Source organism: Microbacterium lemovicicum, assembly GCF_003991875.1.
Classification (GTDB): Bacteria; Actinomycetota; Actinomycetes; order Actinomycetales; family Microbacteriaceae; genus Microbacterium; species Microbacterium lemovicicum.
In genome coordinates, this window is sequence record NZ_CP031423.1 from 2,966,433 (window position 1) to 2,983,008 (window position 16,576).

Genomic DNA, 16,576 nt, shown 5'->3' on the forward strand with positions numbered 1-16,576 from the left:
CGCCGCTCCGATCGCGACGGGATCCCCCGCCCGACGCGCACGCCCGTCGGCAGACGCCGCGAAGGGCCCCATGTCTCCGAAGAAGCAGGACCGCAGGATCACGCCCACGCGGGTGTCGAAGAGGGCCTACGAGAAGGACCTGCGCAAGCTGCAGATCGAGCTGGTCAGCATGCAGCAGTGGGTCATCGCGACGGGCACCCGCGTGCTCGTGATCTTCGAGGGGAGGGATGCTGCGGGCAAGGGCGGCGCGATCAAGCGCGTGATGCAGTACCTCAACCCCCGTCACGCCCGCGTGGTCGCGCTGCCGCAGCCGACCGAGCGGGAGAAGGGCCAGTGGTACTTCCAGCGCTACATCGAGAAGCTGCCGACGGCCGGCGAGATCGTCCTCATGGACCGCTCCTGGTACAACCGCGCCGGCGTGGAGCGGGTGATGGGCTACTGCACCGATGAGCAGTACGAGCGCTTCCTCCAGCAGGTGCCCGTCGTGGAGAAGATGCTCGTCGACGACGGCATCATCCTGCTCAAGTACTGGTATTCGGTGTCGGACACCGAGCAGGAGAAGCGGTTCCACTCACGGCTCGACGATCCGATGCGGCGCTGGAAGCTCTCCGACACGGATCTGCTGTCGATCACGCGCTGGGAGGACTACTCCCGCGCCAAGGACGCGATGTTCGAGGTCACCGATCAGGCGGACGCCCCGTGGTGGACCATCACCAGCGACGACAAGAAGGCCGCCCGACTCAACACCATCAGCCACCTCCTCAGCCAGGTGCCCTACGACCACCTCGAGCCCGAGGAGGTGCACTTCCCCGATCGGCCCGCGCCGACCGGCGCTGCTCGCCCCCCGATGGACGAGCACCGGTTCGTGCCCGACCACGCCGCGACGCTCTGACGAGCCCGCACATGCCGCGCTCCGTCGTCTCGGACCCCGCCGCGCCGGAGCCCGTCGGTCCGTACTCCCACGCCGCATCCGGTTCGGGCGCCCTCCTGCACCTGTCGGGCCAGACGCCGATCGATCCCGCGACGCAGCGGCTGGTGGAGGGCGACGTCGAGGTGCAGACCCGGCAGGTCTTCGCCAACCTCGGCTCGGTTCTCGCCGCCGCGGGGCGCGGCTTCGACGACGTCGTCAAGGTCAACGTCTATCTCACCGACATGGCCGACTTCGCCGCGATGAACGCCGTCTACGCGACGATGTTCACCGCCCCCTACCCCGCGAGGACGACCGTCGCCGTCGCGGGCCTCCCCCTCGGGGCGCGCGTCGAGATCGAGCTGATCGCGGGCGAGCACGGCTGAGACCCGGCATCCCGCGTCCTCGCGGCCGTCTCCGGCCCGAACGCGGTCGTCGCCGGTCCGCGCACGCGGTCGTCACGGGTGCGCGCGATCCGCGTGCACCCGTCAGAAGTGGATGACCTGCCGTACGGCACGGCCGGCGGCGAGCTCGTCCATCGCCTCGTTGATGTCGCCGAGGCCGATGTGCCGGCTCACGAGCTTCTCGACGGGCAGGCGACCGGCGCGCCACAGCTCGACGAAGCGCGGGATGTCGCGCCGAGGCACCGAGCCCCCGAGGTAGCTGCCGATGATCGAGCGGCCCTCGGCGACGAGGGCGAGCGGCGACACCGTCGCGAGGTCGTCCGGCGCGGGAAGCCCCACCGTCACCGTGCGCCCGCCGGGCGCGGTGAGCTGCAGCGCCTGCTCGAAGGCGCTCGCGCGGCCGACCGCCTCGACGACGACATCGGCCGTCAGCCCCGCGTCGACGGCATCGGAGGACGTCAGCGCGTCGTGCGCGCCGAGGGCCCGCGCGGAATCGAGCTTGGCCGGCTGCACGTCGACAGCCGTCACCCGACCCGCGCCCAGAGCGAGACCGGCCAGCACCGCAGCGAGGCCGACTCCCCCGAGCCCGACGACGATCAGCGACTCGCCCACCTGCAGCCGCGCCGAGTTCATCACCGCGCCGCCGCCGGTCAGCACGGCGCAGCCCATCAGCGCGGCGACGTCGGGCGGCACGTCGTCGTCCACGACGACCACGGAGCGCTCGTCCACGACGGCGTGGTCGGCGAACGCCGACACCCCGAGGTGGTGCGCGATCTCCTCACCGCGACCCTCGCCGCGCTCGCCATCGCCATCGCCGCGCTCGCCATCGCCACCGCCGCGTTCGCCGTCGCCGTCGCCGTGGAGGCGGCTGCCGCCGCCGAGCAGCACGCCCGCGCCGTTGGCGGCGCTGCCGACGCTGCACGGGGCGCGACCGCCGGTGCGGCACGCGACGCACTCCTCGCACCGCGGGAGGAACGTCATCACGACTCGCGCGCCCACCGGCACCGACGTGCCCGCGCCGGCCGCCGTGACGATGCCGGCGGCCTCGTGGCCGAGGAGCATCGGCACCGGCCGCGGCCGAACTCCGGAGACGACGGAGAGATCGGAATGGCAGACCCCGGCCGCCTCGATCCGCACCAGCAGCTCACCCCGCCGCGGATCGTCGAGCCGCAGCCTGCGGATGCGGAGCGGACGCGAGTCCGCGTAGGGCGCTGGGTCTCCGATCCGCTCGAGCACGGCTCCGGTGATGGTGGTGATCACGCTCTCCTCCTCGATGCGGCGGGCTCAGGCGATGAGAAGGCTGAACATCGTCTCGAGCGTGTCGGTCATCTCGTCCGCGTTCTGGGTCGGCGAGCGCAGGAAGAACTGCAGGGCGAGCCCGTCGCGGAGGGCGATCAGACCCGACGCGAGCTTCTCGGGATCCGCGGTAGTCACCAGCGTCCCCTCCCGCTGCATCTGCGCCAGCGTCGCGCGGAGGTCGTGGTGGATCCGCGTGTACACATCGTGGAAGAAGTCGTGGGCGGGATGCTCCGGACGGATCGCCTCGGCGGCGAGCTGCGTGAACATGGCCGTGATCCCGGGGGCGGCCGCATTGGCCCGCACGACGGCGACGATCGCCCGGAACGGTGAGCCGGACTCCCTCAGCACGCCCTGGAACAGCTCCTGATCGGCCTCGTCTCGCTGGCGCAGCAGCGCCATCAGGAGGTCTTCTTTGCTCTTGAAGTGGTGGAGAAGGCCCTGTCGTGAGATCCCGCAGGCCTCGGCGATCTCCTGCACCGACACGCCGTCGAAGCCCGCGCGCCCGAAGGCGCGGGTCGCCTCGGCGAGGATCTGCTGCTGCCGAGCGCGTCCCGGTGCGTAACCGCTTCCCGTTGACACGCCTTCACCTAACCACAGATCGAATACTTACGGAGATGTAGGTATTCGTGCTACCGTCGCCGCGTTGACCACCCGTTATGCAAAGGAGCTTCACCGTGTCCGACACCATCACCGCGGCATCCCTCGAGGAGATCACCGCCGAGCTCGCCCACCTTCGCGAGGAAGTCGCCGCCGCGAGGGGCCTCGCACAGCGTGCGGAAGACCGCGGTCAGGTCGAGAACCTGTTCAACCGATACATGTTCCTGCACAACGCGTTCGAGGACGAGCAGATCATCCCGATGTGGGTGAAGGAGGGCACGGAGGGCATCCGCGCCCGCTACACCAACGCCGGTCAGTACACCACGTGGCAGAGCGTGACCGACTACCACCGCGGTCGCCCCCACCCCGAGGGCAAGCTCATCCTGCACACCACCAACACGCCCGTGATCGAGGTCGCCGCCGACGGAAAGACCGCGAAGGGCGTCTGGCTGATGGCCGGCACCGAGTCGGGCCTCACCGACCCGGCGGTCGCCGAGGCGTTCCCCGACATGTACTCGCCCGACGAGGTGCTCGGCAAGAAGGTCTGGGCGCACTGGGTCTGGTGCAAGTACGCGATCGACTTCCTGAAGCAGGACGGCGAGTGGAAGTTCTGGAAGTTCCGCTGCTACGAGCTGGCCCGTGCGCCGTTCGAGGAGAACTGGGTCAGCTTCGGCCTCAAGAACCAGGGCGCCTTCGACCTCGACCTGATGTACTTCGGTGACGACGGCAAGCCCGTGTTCATGCCGCCCGCCGACGAGCCGGCGCCGTCCACGAACCACCCCTACAGCCCCGAGTCGGTGCAGAAGCTCGAGCCGGTGCCGCCGGTCGCGCACGACACCTTCACCGACACCTTCGCCTGAACCGGTTTCGGCAACAACCACCCGTCCCGGGCTCATCGCCCGGGACGGTGCTCGGAAGGAGCACCTCATGGCAGAGCCGCTGAAGATCCTGATCGTCGGCGCCGGTATCGGTGGCCTGACCACCGCATCGGCCCTGGCCCGGATCGGCGCACGGGTCGAGGTCATCGACGACAAGCCCGAGATCAGCGTGGCGGGCGTCGGCTTCGGCCTCCGTATCAACGGTCTCCGAGCGGTGCGCGAGATCGGCATGCTGGAGGATGTGCTCGCGATGGGCCACCCCGCGCCCGGGATCGACAACTACGACTCCGAGGGCAACCTGCTCAGCACCATGAGCTACGGCACGCAGGACGAGGGCCTCCCGGGCTGCGTGACGATGTCGCGGGTCGCCTTCCTCGAGCTGGCCACACAGCACGCGCTCGACAACGGCTGCACGTTCCGCATGAGCACGACGGTCTCCGCCCTGACGCAGGACGACGACATGGCGCTCGTCACCTTCAGCAGCGGCGACCAGGAGGAGTACGACCTCGTCCTGGGCTTCGACGGCCTCAACTCGCAGATCCGCCGCGACTACTTCGGCGAGAAGCACGCTCCCCGCCCCGTCGGCGGCGTGGCGTGGCGTGCGGGACTTCCGAATCGACGGAAGATCATGCAGCCGATCATCTGCCAGGGCCACGGCGGCAAGATCATGCTCACGCCGCTGTCGGAGGACCTGATGTACATGGTCCTGACGGTGGCGGAGGAGGGGCGCCCTCGGTACGACGCCAACAAGATGGCCGAGATCATGCACGACCGCGCGGTCGCCCTCACCGGAGGAGCGGAGTTCCTGGCCGACGCACTGGAAGACGTCCGTCACGCCGAGAACGTCGCCTACACGCCCTACTCGACCGTGTGGGTGCCGTATCCGTGGTTCCGCGGGCGTGTGATGATCATGGGCGACGCGGCGCACACCATGACTCCGTACCTGGGGTCGGGAGCCGCCATGAGCATCGAGGACGGCGTCGTGCTCGCCCAGGAGCTCGCGAAGGATCAGTCTCTGCTCGACGCGCAGCTGAACGTCATGAAGCGCCGCCTGCCGCGCGTCCGCGCCGTCCTCGATCGATCGATCGAATCGATGCTCGAGGAGTTCGACTCCGTCACGCCGGAGGCGTACCGCGCCCGCATCGAGCACCTCCGCCACGACGAGCCGATCGCGAACGAATACGCGAACCGCCTGCTGCGGATGCCCTACTGAGCGGCTCAGCCCGCCCCCTCGATCTCAAGGAGATGCTCGTGTCGCGAACCGACGAATCCACCCCTGCCCGTGTACTCGTCATCGACGCCGGTGAGGAGAGCGCCTTCCGGCCGCTGAACGGGGTCGGAGGCATTCCCGGGCCGGTCGCCGCCTACCCGCAGTTCCCGGACATGACCCCGCTGTGGCGTGAGGCCGGCGTCACGGTCGTGCGGTCGTTCGACTGGGTGTCCCGGCTCGACACGCGCAACAACCCCACGAGCCTGTTCCCCGACTGGGACGCCCCCGTCGACGATCCCGCGAGCTACAACTTCGCCGCGACGGACGAGTGGGTGGAGGCCGTCACTGCGGCCGGCGCCGAGGTCATGTTCACGGTGGCCAGCTCGATCCCCTCGAACAAGCTCCCCGCGCAGGACATCGACGTGTACGGGCGGGTCGTGGAGCACATCGTGCGCCACTACTCGCAGGGGTGGGCGGGTGGGCCGTCGCAGCCGATCCGCATCTACGAGTTCGGCGATCAGCCCGACTTCGGGCCGCTGCACTTCGGGGGTCGCCCCGAGGAGTTCTACGCCATGTACCAGGCGTTCTGCGCGGCGGTGCGGCGCGTCGATCCGTCGCTGACGGTCGGCGGTCCGGCTCTCGCCTTCCCCCTCGAGATGGATGCGCCCTACCGCGAGGGCTTCCTCGCCTTCGTGCGCGAGAACGACCTGCCGCTGGACTTCTTCTCCTTCCTCTGGTTCACCGATGGGAGTCGCGACCCCCTCGACTACCGCTACGTGTCCGCCGAGCTCCGCGCGCTGCTCGACAGGCACGGATTCACCGACACCGACCTGACGCTCTGCTACTGGAACTACCTCGCCGTTCCCAGCAGCTCCGCGCCGGCGGCGGAGAAGGGCGCGTTCCAGGCGGCGACGGCGATCTACCTGCAGGACACCGTCATCGACCACGCGTTCTTCTTCCGCGCCGACAGCGGGCGCGACCCGCACTACGGCTTCGTGGATCCGGGCGGTGTCGGAACGGCGGACGACGGTCCCGACGAGCGCTCCCGTGCGCTCGCCCTCGCCGGACGCACCCTCGCGGGTCGCCGTCTGGCAGTCACGGGCGGGGACGAATCGGGTCTGGCCTGCGCGGCCGGTCGCGACGACGACGTGGTGCGCGTGCTCGTGGCCAATTACGTGGCCCCCGACGTGGCGCTCGCCGAGCGGGCGGAAGACCGCTTCACCTTCCGCATCCCGATCGGTGCCGAGCGCATCGAGCTCGGTCTCACCCTGCCCCCGCAGCGCCCCGAACTGGAGTCGGCCGGATCGACGTCGGCCCGGATCGACGTCCGCAACCTCCCGTGGGCGGGGCGGACGGTGAGCGTCACGCGCACCTCGACGACCGGGAACGTCGACGGCCCCCGCGACGCGCAGGTCTCCGAGGCGGGCGACATCCAGCTCGACCTCGACCTCGCTCCTCAGTCGGTCTTCCTCGTGGAGCTCCAGGCGCGGTAGCCGTGGAACGGCGCTCCCTCGTTCACAGCGACGCCGCCAGAGTCCGTCCGACGGTGCGTCCGGTGAAGATGCATCCGCCGAGGAAGGTGCCCTCGAGGGCGTTGTAGCCGTGCGCGCCGCCTCCTCCGAAGCCGGCCGCCTCGCCGGCGGCGAAGAGGCCCGGAATCGGTGTTCCGCCCATCCCGAGAGCGCGTCCGGAGAGATCGTTCTGGATGCCGCCGAGGGTCTTCCGGGTGACGATCCACAGCCGGACGGCGATGAGCGGACCGTGGGCGGGATCGAGGATCCGGTGGGGCTTGACGGTCCGGAACAGCCTGTCGCCGAGGAAGCGGCGGCTGTTCTGGATGCCGATGGTCTGCGCATCCTTCGAGAACGGGTTCGCCATCTCGTTGTCCCTGGCGCGGATGATGTGCTCGATGTCCTCGCGGTCGAGCAGCCCGTCTCCGGTGAGCGCGTTCATCCCGGCGACGAGCTCGTCGAGGGTGTCCGCGACCACGAAGTCCTCGCCGTGCGCCTTGAAGTCCTCGACGGGGCCGGGGGCGGATCGGCCGAGGCGGCTCTTCAGCAGCAGCGTGAGATCGCGGTTCGTGAGGTCGGGGTTCTGCTCGGAGCCGGAGAGGGCGAACTCCTTCTTGATGATCGACTGGTCGAGGATGAACCAGGAGTAGTCGTAGTCGACGATGTCCGGCGTCGTGCGCAGGATCTTCAGGGTGCCGAGGGTGTCGTAGCCCGGGAGCCCGGGGGCGGGCAGACGGCGTCCGCGGGCGTCGAGCCAGACGGACGAGGGGCCGGGGAGTATCCGGATGGCGTGATCCGGCCAAATCGGATTCCAGTTCTGCAAGCCCTCGGTGTAGTGCCACATCCGGTCGCGGTTGACCAGGCGCACACCCTGCTCGGTGGCGATGTCGAGCATGCGGCCGTCGACGTGCTCCGGCACACCCTTGATCATCCGGCGTGGGGGCGTGCCCAGACGCGCGGGCCACCACTTCCTCACCTGCTCGTGGTTCCCGCCTATGCCGCCGCTGGCGATGACGACCGCCTGGGCGTGGAACTCGAACGCGCCGACCGCGTCGCGGCTGGACGGGGCTCCTCGTCGCGCGGTATCCGGGGCGAGCACGGTGCCGTGCACGCCGGTGACCTGATCGCCGTCGAAGACGAGACCGTCGACCCGGTGCCGGAAGGCGAAGCGGACGAGGCCGGAGGCGGCCGCCTCGCGGGCCTTGTCGGCGAAAGGCTCCGAGATGCCGGTTCCGGTGCCCCACGGCACGTGGAACCGCGGCACGGAGTTGCCGTGCCCGCGCGCGGTGAGACCTCCCCGCTCCGCCCAGCCCACCAGCGGAGTGAACCTCACACCCTGCTCCTGGAGCCACGGGCGCTTGTCGCCGGCCGCGAACTCGACGTAGGCGCGACCCCACTTCTGCGCCCACTCGTCCTCGGGGTGATCGCCCTCGAGGCGGTCCCAGCCCGCTGAGCCCTGCCAGTCCTGCCAGGCCAATTCGAACGAGTCGCGGACGCGGAGCCGGCGCTGCATCGGGGTGTCGACCATGAAGATCCCGCCGAAGGACCAGAACGCCTGTCCGCCGAGGTTCGCCGCGTTCTCCTGCTCGACGAGAAGCACCCGCTTGCCTGCACGGACGATCTCGTTGCTCGCGACGAGGCCCGCCAGCCCGCCGCCGATGATGATGACGTCCGCGTCCATGCGACTCTCCTGACTTCGACGGATGCCTCGACGCACACCCCACGACGATTCAGACCGTACTCTCCGAGACGCGGAAGCGGCTGCGGGAGGCCTGCGCGGCGTCGGCGGCGAGCGTGCCTGATCGACCGAATGAGGACCGGCGGTACGCCTGTCAGCGACGGGCAGGGTTCAGCGGGAGCCACTCGTCCAGGCGTGTCGCGAAGATCTCCGCGCCGTCGGCGGGGATGAGCGTGCGCTTCTCGATCTGGGCACCGTAGTACGGTGATGCGTCGTCGCGGACGACCGTCCGGGGGTCGTTGTGGAACGCGAGTCCCCGACGGATGAACTCGTCCAGGCCGAATTGCTCCGGGCCTCCCACCTCGATGTCACCTGCAGGTTCTCCTGCGGCCGCACGGGCAACAGCCGTGGCGACGTCCTCGGCCGCCATCGGCTGGATGAGAGCCCCGGGAAGCGTCACCGTGTCGCCGTCAGTGGAGATGTCGGCGATGCTGCCGAGGAACTCGAAGAACTGCGTGGCGTGCACCAGGGAGTATCCGATCCCGGATTCGCGGATGAGTTCCTCCTGCGCGGTCTTCGCGCGGAAGTAAGGGATGTCGTGCGGACGATTGGTGCCGACGATGGTGAGGGCGACATGGTGCCGCACTCCTGCTTCGCGTTCCGCAGCGAGGACGTTGCGGGTGGAGGTGGTGAAGAACACCATCACGTCGTGCTCCTCGAATGACGGAGAGTTCGACACGTCCACCACGACGTCCGCGCCGACGAGGACGTCGGCGACTCCTTCACCGGTGACGGTGTTGACACCGCTTGCCGGGGAGGCGGGAACGACGTCGTGTCCGTGGTCTGCCAGCTTCCCGACCACTTTGGATCCGATCAATCCCGTGCCGCCGATCACAACGATTCTTGCCATGTCCATGCCTTTCGATGAGGAGGCCGCCGGATGTCAGCGCCCGTGAGTATGACCAGGTGCGGCCGGCGGTTGTGACGTCACAGGGGCCACCGGGTTCCAGTGCGTGAGTTTGCGCGGATCCTCCGTCATCCAGACGTGCGAGATGCGGGCTCTTCGGAGGCCGATGCTGATCACGGCGATGACCTGGCCGTCTTCGCGGAGAGCGAGCCCGGGTCGCCCGTTCACGCCGACCTCATCGAGCGACGCATTCGACCAATCCACCGCGATCTGAATGAGGGCGGCCGCGAGAGAGGCGCGGCGAGCACCCGAGCGGGAGGGAGCGACGCCCGGTCCGTCGCTGTCGACGACGAGAGTCGCCCGCGGTGCCAACAGTCTCCGGAGTGCAGGCTCGTCTGCGTTCTGCCAGGCGTGAAGAAGCGCGCGTGCGACGTTTCGAGTGCGACGTTGATCGAGCCGCTCCCGCGTGCGCCGACCCGGGAGACGGCGGTACGTCATACCGACACTGCGCTGCGGGTACGTCCCGAGGAGATCCACGCGTCCAGGGACGTCGACCCGTACTGCACTTCCCCGCTGGGCAGCAGCTTGTCGGATTCGATGTTGAAGCCGACAGTCTGCCTGGTGGCATCTTCCACGACGAAGCGTGGGTCATGATCGGCGAGGAGCACGCGGCCGACGAATCCCGGAAGGGGCATCGGATCGGGACCCCCGAACTCCACGGCGCGCTCGAGCGGACATGAGCGAGCGATCTCGTAGAGAGCATCGGCCACATCGACGGCGGCCACCGGCCGCACCGTCGTCGGGGGGAGATGGATAGTGTCCTCGACGGTGTTCCAGTCGGCGATCGCGCGCGCGAATTCGAAGAATTGTGTGGAGCGCAGGATCGTGAACGGTATGCCGCCGGTGGAGACCACGCGTTCCTGCTCCGCCTTGGCCGCGAAGTAGCCGTCGTCGTGAACGAGCTCCGCTCCGACGATCGACAGCACGACGTGGTGCGACACGCCCGCGGAGCGCTCGGCCTCCAGCAGCCTGCGAGAGGATTCAGCGAAGAAGTCCTTGCCTTGACGGTCGTCCCGGTGAGACGAGTCGGTGACATCGATGACGACGTCGGCGTCCTCGAGTGCGGCTGCCAGACCGTGGCCGGTGCGGGCATCGACGCCGTGCCGACGGGCCGCGACGACGACTGCTTGCGCGGCTTGCTCGAGACGGTCGACGACCAATCGACCGACGTGTCCGGTTCCGCCCATCACCACAACGCGCATGAACAACCCTCTTCTCCTGAATCACGGCCGCTGGGCGGCCATGCTCGCGGATGCGAGCTCTACAGGGAATGACCGGCGAACACGACGAGATGTGACGGCGTCAGCCGGCTGAGGTGTGCTGCTGCTGCTGCTCGAGTGCGGCGAGCTTGTCGGGGTTCATCACCCACATCACCTTCTCAATCGCCTCTTCGCCCACCTCGACACTCAACAGGGCCTGAATGCGGTCTTCTTGGAGCAGCAGCGCACTCTCTCGCCCGTTGACCTGAATCGTGCGCACCTCGAGGTCATCCCAGAAGCGGAATCTCTCGGCGAAACCGCAGAGGAAGCGGACGAGGTGATCGCGTCCCAGGATTTCGCGTCGTGCCGTGTGAGCGACGATGCCGCCGCCGTCCGTGTAGTTCACCGAGTCGGCGGCGAGAAGAGTTTCCAGTGATGTTGCGTCGCCGCGGCGGGCTGCGTCGAGGAACGCAGTGAAGAAACGATGGTGGTGTTCACGCGACGCCTCACGAGCGGTCCCGGTCATGAGGTGTTTGCGAGCCCGGCTCACGAGTTGTCTGGATGCAGCCTCTGTGGTGTCGACGATCTCCGCGATGCGTCCGTAGGGGTAGTCGAACGCTTCGCGAAGAACGTAGGCGGCTCGCTCGGTCGGTGTGAGGCGCTCCATCAGCAGCAGGGTCGCCAAGTGCAACGCCTCCGTCCGCTCGGCGCCGAGAGTGGGATCGGAAGTCGTGTCCACCGGGCTGGGAAGCCAGGGGCCGATATACGTCTCACGGCGAACCCGGGCGCTCTGCAGGACGTTGATGGCGATACGAGTCGCTGCTGTCATCAGGAACGCTGCAGGCTCCCGCACGGCGGTGCGATCACACGATTGCCAGCGCAGCCATGTCTCCTGAACGACGTCCTCAGCCTCCGCCGCGCTGCCGATGATCCGGTATGCGACGCCGAACAAGCGCTTGCGCAACGATGTGAACACCGCCACCGCGTCGTCGTGAACGGGTGGGGAGCTGCAATCGACATCGCTGACCATCACCGGCTCCTTTCCCGATCGGAGACCATCCCCGCCATCATGCTCACTCCCCCGCGAAGCATGTCATGCCGTCGCCGGCCATGAAGGCTGCTCGACCTCCGACGACCGGCCGGCGCGCGGCGCGCCGGAACGCCAGTCGCGGAAGCGTGTCGTCGAGATGGTCGCCTGCGGAGATGGGAGGAGGTCGTAGGGTGCGAGGCGGGCGCCGAAGTACGTGCCGAGGGGGTCGGCGACGACATCGCGCTCGTCATCAGCCCACCGCATCTCCTGACACGCGAGATCCGGCAATCGGAAGACATCGGGGCCGGCGAATTCCCTCATCGCGTTCGACGGCTGCGCCACCGAGGCAAGGGCGACGGCCGCCGCTACATCGTCCGCGGCCATCGGTTGCATGAAGACGTCGGCAAGAGTGGCCACGCCTCCGCGTGTGGAGTCCGCCACGATACTGCGGATGAACTCGAAGAACTGGGTGGCGTGCACGATCGAATACGGTCGCCCGGACTTTGAGATGAGGGCTTCCTGTGACGCCTTGGCCTGAAAGTAGCCGCCTTCGGCTCGCGCGAGGCGGTCGGTGCCCACCACGCTCAGAGCGACGTGGTGACTCACTCCGGCGGCCGCGCCGTAGGTGAGGAGATTCATCGTCGAGGCGTAGAAGAATTCGCGCGCCGCAGCCTCGTCGATGTAGGACGAGTTGGACACATCCACGATGGTGTCCGCCCCCACGAGCGCGTCGTCGAGACCTTCGGCAGTGAACGAATTCACGCCTGTCGCGCGCGCGGCGACGACCACGTCGTGTCCATCCCCGCTCAGGCGAGCCACCACTCGAGCGCCGATCAAGCCTGTTCCTCCCACAACCACGATTCGCAAAACGGTCTCCCCCACTCAGGCATATCCAGATCGTCGGGCGGCGAAGAAGCCACGCCTACAAGAACTGACAAGGCAGGCCGAGGAATTGTGACAGCCCTGAATAAGGGATCGAAGCATGTCCGGGGCCGATAGATCGTCCGCCCCCTCGACGAGGGTGAGGTCGCCCTCGGCACAGTGACCATCGGACTCCCGTTCGCGGTTCAGTTCCTCCTGCACGGTCTTCCGACGGGAGCGGTCGCTTTCCGCGTCGGCAGATGGAACAGCGGTTTCGCGTGTCTTCTCTCCCTCCCGCACGTCGCTGTGGCCTCTTGCCGGTAGGACCCCTCAGGACCACCCGTCGACCCGCGCCGTCACGGCGATCATGCGACAGCGCGGGCCGCGGCATCCCGCGACAGAACCGGATCACGCTCCCAGGGGCGCGCGGTGCTCGTGGTGCTCCGATGTCGACCTGCCCAACGATGTCGTCAGAGTCAGCGCGATGCGCGCCGGCGACGAAGGCCGCCGCGGCGACACGCTGGGCACTCTCGTGTGCGCCGAACTCGAATGCGAAGACAACGTGCGACGTCGGACCCGAAGCGCGAACCTCGGCTTCGACGTCGGGGCAGCCCACCGGCGGCGGATCGAGATGACGGGTGAAAACACGAAAAACCCGCGGAATTCCGCGGGTTCTTGAGAAGGTTTCGTGGCGGAGACGGAGGGATTCGAAACCCATCTGTGGACGTCGCGGCTGTTCGTGTTGGATCACTATCGGTCACCCTGCCGCGGATTTCCGCCGCAACGATCGTCGACTCCGTACCCGGACGGCGGTCTCGATCGTGCTCGATCTCGACCATTTGTGGGCAAGATGCGGGCACACGCCGACCCCGCACCCGAATCGGCTCTGAGACGTATCAGGACATCCCTGACGATTCTCCACCAGGACACCTCTGACATCTCCTGCGTCGGCGTCGGCTTTGGCTAACGGTGCTCCACGACGAGGGTGCAGCGGAGATTTTCAGGAGATGAGCGTGTCCGCGGCCAAGTGCATGTGGTTCTCTACGGTCGCCGTCGCGATGGTGGCATCGCCGGTCGCGATGGCGTCGACGATCTCCATGTGCCGGGTCACGTCCATGTTGCGGAGCGCCCGCTCGATGCCGGAGTGGGTGATCGACATGACGATCGACCCTTCGAGTGACCCCCAGGCACGAGCGAGCGTGGAACTGCCGCTCAGCTCGCACAGCAGCCGGTGGAAATCGAGATCGGTCTGCATGCGATCGCTCAGCGATCCGGCGCCGTCCATGCGTTCGACCGCGGCGCGCAGGCGGGCGACGGCGACGGCGCGGTCGTCGTGCTCGCAGATCATGCGCGCGGCCAGGGCTTCGAGCGCTCCGCGGACGCGGAAGAGGTCGAGCAGCTCGTCCTGGTTCATCTGTCGCACGAGCAGACGACCGCGCGACCCCTCCGTGAGGAGGCCTTCGAGTTGGAGGGTGCGCATGGCCTCACGCAGGGTGCCTCGGCTGATGGCGAGCCGTGCCGACATCTCGATCTCCGAGACGTGCGAGCCCGGAGGCAGTTCGCCGGTGGTGATCGCGCGCCGGAGGGCATCGACGGCCTGCATGCGCAGGGTCGTTCGCTGCAGCCCCAAGATCGCCGGCTGATCGGTCATCGCGCTCCCCCTCCCCGCCTCTCGAGTGTAACGAGAGCGGCACGCCGGACCGGCGCGCCGCTCTCGTTACAGCGCGCCGGTCAGCGCGACGTCTGCAGCTGCGAGTCGTCGGCGGAACTCGCCCGCAGCGCGAACTCGCGCTGCGCCCGCGTCCAGGTCTCCGGCGTCAGCACCGCGGAGATGAATCCGATCAGCGCGTACAGGGCGAACAGCGCCGCCGGTCCGACCCAGCCGAACGAGGTGAACAGCAAGGTCGTGATGAAGGGGGTGAAGCCCGAGACCATGGCGGAGATCTGGTACGCCAGCGAGGCGCCCGACGTGCGGGTGTTCGCGGTGAACAGCTCCGGGAACCACGCGCCCTGTGCCCCCGCGAGGGCATTCTGGAAGACCGCGTACGAGAGGACGATGACGACCACGACGAGCGGGTAGACCGCCGTGTTGACGCCCAGGAACATGAGGAAGCCCCAGAACACGCCGGCAGCCGTCACGATCAGGTAGAGCGGGCGCCGGCCGATCCGGTCGGTGAGGGCGGCCCAGCCCCACGTCGCGAAGATGCCCACCCCGGCGGCGATGCACAGGGCCGTCAGCGTCTGCCAGCTCTCGGTGATCTTGTTGGTGTTCAGGTACGAGATCAGGTAGGTGATCGAGACGGCGTAGCCGGCGGTCTCGGCCACCCGCAGGCCGATGCCGCGCAGGATGTTGCGCCAGTCGGTCTTGATGACCTCCGTCAGCGGGGACTTCAGGATCTTGCCCTCGGCCTTGACGTCCTCGAAGACCGGCGACTCCGGAACCTTCGCCCGGATGATGAGCCCGACGATAACCAGCAGGATGCTGGCCAGGAACGGGACGCGCCACGCCCAGTCCCCGGGGAGGTGCACGCTGACGAGGAACACGAGGTTGGCGAGGAGGAGGCCGACGGGGAAGCCCGACTGGACGATCCCGGTGAACCGGCCCTTACGGCGCCACGGCGCGTGCTCGTAGGTCATGAGGATCGCACCGCCCCACTCGGCGCCGAAGGCCAGGCCCTGGATGATGCGGACGATCACCAGCAGGATCGGCGCGGCGATGCCCACTGCGGCGTAGGTGGGCAGGAGCCCGATGACGAACGTGGCCAGGCCCATCAGGATCAGGGATGCCACGAGCACCGGCTTGCGTCCGACCCGATCGCCCAGATGACCGCCGATGATGCCGCCGATCGGGCGGGCGGCGAAGCCGACACCCAGCGTCGCGAACGACAGCAGCGTGCCCGTGACGGGATCGGAGCCCGGGAAGAAGGCGGTGCCGAAGTAGAGCGCCGCGGCGGTGCCGAACCCGATGAAGTCATACGTCTCGATCACGGCGCCCACACCGGATCCGACGGCGACGCGTCTCGCTTCGGGAGTTCCGTTGACCGGTCCTCGCATCTTGATGGCTGCTTCGCTCATCGATCTGCCTTTCTCACAACATTGTGTCCGGCCCGCGTCGCGAGCTGGTGGACATCAGTATTGAAGGGCGCCCGGTCATTGTCAACAGTCAAACAAACTGACTCTTGCAATGTCGGTAACCGCGGCCATAGCATCGTCCTGCTGCCGCGAAGACGCGGCGGGAAGCAGGAGTCATGACAGAAGCACGCACGGCCGTCCTCACCGGAGCGGCGGCGGAACGCGGAATCGGACAGGCGACGGCCCGGGCATACGCCGAGGCCGGGTGGGCGATCGCCGTCCTCGATCTCGATGGTGGAGCGGCCGAGCGCGTCGCCGCCGACATCGGTGCAGCATTCGGGGTCGCCGCCTACGGCGGTCCGATCGATGTCGCCGACGAGTCCTCGGTCGAAGCCGCCCACGCCGCGATCGAGCAGCGCGTCGCCGGCGGGGCGCTCCCCCCCGTGGGGGCGCTGGCCAACATCGCCGGCATCACCTCGCCGGTGCCGTTCCTCGAAACGACCCTGGACCTGTGGAACAAGGTGATGGCAGTCAATGCCACCGGCACCTATCTGGTCACCCGCGCATTCCTTCCCGGCATGATCGAGCGCGGCTTCGGTCGCATCGTCAACATGTCGTCGGTGTCCGCGCAGCGCGGCGGCGGCGTGTTCGGCAAGGTGCCCTATTCCGCCGCCAAGGCCGCCATCCTCGGCTTCACCAAGGCGCTGGCACGCGAACTGGGCTCGACCGGCGTCACCGTGAACGCGGTGACTCCCGGCGCCGTCGACACCAACATCCGGGTGGGGTCGACCCCGGAGCAGGAGGCAGCGATCGCCCGCGACATCCCCCTCGGCCGTACCGCGACCCCCGAGGAGGTCGCGGCGGTGTTCGTGTTCCTCTCCAGCGACCAGGCCGGCTACCTGCAGGGCGCCACCATCGACATCAACGGCGGCAGCCACCTGCACTGATCCGCGCGCCCGCGCA

The 16,576-nt window shown here is 68.3% G+C and carries 16 protein-coding genes; 7 read left to right on the forward strand and 9 right to left on the reverse strand.

Translation table 11 applies throughout. From position 1 onward, the window contains the following. Nucleotides 1–70 precede the first annotated feature (70 nt). Nucleotides 71–892, forward strand: a complete 822-nt coding sequence (ppk2, locus tag CVS47_RS13910; protein WP_127096621.1) for a polyphosphate kinase 2 — start codon at nucleotides 71–73, stop codon at nucleotides 890–892. Nucleotides 893–903: 11 nt separating this feature from the next. Beyond that, nucleotides 904–1,293: a Rid family detoxifying hydrolase gene (locus CVS47_RS13915; RefSeq protein WP_127096622.1), complete on the forward strand. Its 390-nt coding sequence runs from the start codon at nucleotides 904–906 to the stop codon at nucleotides 1,291–1,293. Nucleotides 1,294–1,395: 102 nt separating this feature from the next. Here CVS47_RS13915 and CVS47_RS13920 read toward each other — a convergent pair whose 3' ends face one another. Then, nucleotides 1,396–2,571, reverse strand: coding sequence for a zinc-binding dehydrogenase (locus tag CVS47_RS13920; RefSeq protein ID WP_127096623.1), 1,176 nt, complete (start codon nucleotides 2,569–2,571; stop codon nucleotides 1,396–1,398). Nucleotides 2,572–2,595: 24 nt separating this feature from the next. Continuing rightward, a complete protein-coding gene (locus tag CVS47_RS13925; protein ID WP_127096624.1) occupies nucleotides 2,596–3,189 on the reverse strand; it encodes a TetR/AcrR family transcriptional regulator in 594 nt (197 codons plus the stop codon). Nucleotides 3,190–3,284: 95 nt separating this feature from the next. On the opposite strand from CVS47_RS13925, the gene CVS47_RS13930 reads away from it, so the two are divergent. The 3 genes from CVS47_RS13930 to CVS47_RS13940 all read left to right on the forward strand — a co-directional run bounded on the left by CVS47_RS13930 (nucleotide 3,285) and on the right by CVS47_RS13940 (nucleotide 6,788). Continuing rightward, a complete protein-coding gene (locus CVS47_RS13930) occupies nucleotides 3,285–4,067 on the forward strand; it encodes a nuclear transport factor 2 family protein (RefSeq protein WP_127096625.1) in 783 nt (260 codons plus the stop codon). Between the two features lie 67 nt (nucleotides 4,068–4,134). After that, nucleotides 4,135–5,298 (forward strand): FAD-dependent monooxygenase, encoded by a 1,164-nt coding sequence (locus CVS47_RS13935; RefSeq protein ID WP_127096626.1) that lies wholly within the window; start codon nucleotides 4,135–4,137, stop codon nucleotides 5,296–5,298. A 38-nt stretch (nucleotides 5,299–5,336) separates the two neighbouring features. After that, nucleotides 5,337–6,788: a GH39 family glycosyl hydrolase gene (locus CVS47_RS13940; protein WP_164734664.1), complete on the forward strand. Its 1,452-nt coding sequence runs from the start codon at nucleotides 5,337–5,339 to the stop codon at nucleotides 6,786–6,788. 22 nt (nucleotides 6,789–6,810) lie between these two features. Here CVS47_RS13940 and CVS47_RS13945 read toward each other — a convergent pair whose 3' ends face one another. The 5 genes from CVS47_RS13945 to CVS47_RS13965 form a co-directional block, all read right to left on the reverse strand. Further along, a complete protein-coding gene (locus CVS47_RS13945; protein ID WP_127096628.1) occupies nucleotides 6,811–8,487 on the reverse strand; it encodes an FAD-binding dehydrogenase in 1,677 nt (558 codons plus the stop codon). A 151-nt stretch (nucleotides 8,488–8,638) separates the two neighbouring features. Continuing rightward, a complete protein-coding gene (locus tag CVS47_RS13950; RefSeq protein WP_164734665.1) occupies nucleotides 8,639–9,394 on the reverse strand; it encodes an SDR family oxidoreductase in 756 nt (251 codons plus the stop codon). A 491-nt stretch (nucleotides 9,395–9,885) separates the two neighbouring features. Then, the gene (locus CVS47_RS13955; RefSeq protein WP_127096630.1) at nucleotides 9,886–10,653 is read right to left on the reverse strand and encodes an SDR family oxidoreductase; all 768 of its coding nucleotides are present in this window, start codon (nucleotides 10,651–10,653) and stop codon (nucleotides 9,886–9,888) included. Between the two features lie 100 nt (nucleotides 10,654–10,753). Then, on the reverse strand, nucleotides 10,754–11,680 hold the full coding sequence (locus tag CVS47_RS13960) for an RNA polymerase sigma-70 factor (RefSeq protein WP_127096631.1): 927 nt from the start codon (nucleotides 11,678–11,680) through the stop codon (nucleotides 10,754–10,756). A gap of 63 nt (nucleotides 11,681–11,743) precedes the next feature. Next, a complete protein-coding gene (locus CVS47_RS13965; protein ID WP_241240166.1) occupies nucleotides 11,744–12,562 on the reverse strand; it encodes an SDR family oxidoreductase in 819 nt (272 codons plus the stop codon). Nucleotides 12,563–12,908: 346 nt separating this feature from the next. Here CVS47_RS13965 and CVS47_RS13970 point away from each other — a divergent pair, with 346 nt between their 5' ends. Continuing rightward, a complete protein-coding gene (locus CVS47_RS13970; protein ID WP_127096632.1) occupies nucleotides 12,909–13,220 on the forward strand; it encodes an FBP domain-containing protein in 312 nt (103 codons plus the stop codon). A gap of 321 nt (nucleotides 13,221–13,541) precedes the next feature. Here CVS47_RS13970 and CVS47_RS13975 read toward each other — a convergent pair whose 3' ends face one another. Both CVS47_RS13975 and CVS47_RS13980 read right to left on the reverse strand, forming a co-directional pair. Beyond that, nucleotides 13,542–14,192: a GntR family transcriptional regulator gene (locus CVS47_RS13975; protein WP_127096633.1), complete on the reverse strand. Its 651-nt coding sequence runs from the start codon at nucleotides 14,190–14,192 to the stop codon at nucleotides 13,542–13,544. An 80-nt stretch (nucleotides 14,193–14,272) separates the two neighbouring features. Next, nucleotides 14,273–15,616, reverse strand: coding sequence for an MFS transporter (locus tag CVS47_RS13980; protein ID WP_127096634.1), 1,344 nt, complete (start codon nucleotides 15,614–15,616; stop codon nucleotides 14,273–14,275). Nucleotides 15,617–15,789: 173 nt separating this feature from the next. On the opposite strand from CVS47_RS13980, the gene CVS47_RS13985 reads away from it, so the two are divergent. After that, nucleotides 15,790–16,560: an SDR family NAD(P)-dependent oxidoreductase gene (locus CVS47_RS13985; protein WP_127096635.1), complete on the forward strand. Its 771-nt coding sequence runs from the start codon at nucleotides 15,790–15,792 to the stop codon at nucleotides 16,558–16,560. Nucleotides 16,561–16,576 lie beyond the last annotated feature (16 nt).

Bases quoted from the DNA above. Each gene is read 5' to 3' on its own strand.
- ppk2 (WP_127096621.1), top strand. From the start codon at position 71: ATGTCTCCGAAGAAGCAGGACCGCAGGATCACGCCCACGCGGGTGTCG.
- CVS47_RS13915 (WP_127096622.1), top strand. From the start codon at position 904: ATGCCGCGCTCCGTCGTCTCGGACCCCGCCGCGCCGGAGCCCGTCGGT.
- CVS47_RS13935 (WP_127096626.1), top strand. From the start codon at position 4,135: ATGGCAGAGCCGCTGAAGATCCTGATCGTCGGCGCCGGTATCGGTGGC.
- CVS47_RS13945 (WP_127096628.1), bottom strand. From the start codon at position 8,487: ATGGACGCGGACGTCATCATCATCGGCGGCGGGCTGGCGGGCCTCGTC.
- CVS47_RS13950 (WP_164734665.1), bottom strand. From the start codon at position 9,394: ATGGCAAGAATCGTTGTGATCGGCGGCACGGGATTGATCGGATCCAAA.
- CVS47_RS13955 (WP_127096630.1), bottom strand. From the start codon at position 10,653: ATGCGCGTTGTGGTGATGGGCGGAACCGGACACGTCGGTCGATTGGTC.
- CVS47_RS13960 (WP_127096631.1), bottom strand. From the start codon at position 11,680: ATGGTCAGCGATGTCGATTGCAGCTCCCCACCCGTTCACGACGACGCG.
- CVS47_RS13970 (WP_127096632.1), top strand. From the start codon at position 12,909: ATGCGACAGCGCGGGCCGCGGCATCCCGCGACAGAACCGGATCACGCT.
- CVS47_RS13975 (WP_127096633.1), bottom strand. From the start codon at position 14,192: ATGACCGATCAGCCGGCGATCTTGGGGCTGCAGCGAACGACCCTGCGC.
- CVS47_RS13980 (WP_127096634.1), bottom strand. From the start codon at position 15,616: ATGAGCGAAGCAGCCATCAAGATGCGAGGACCGGTCAACGGAACTCCC.
- CVS47_RS13985 (WP_127096635.1), top strand. From the start codon at position 15,790: ATGACAGAAGCACGCACGGCCGTCCTCACCGGAGCGGCGGCGGAACGC.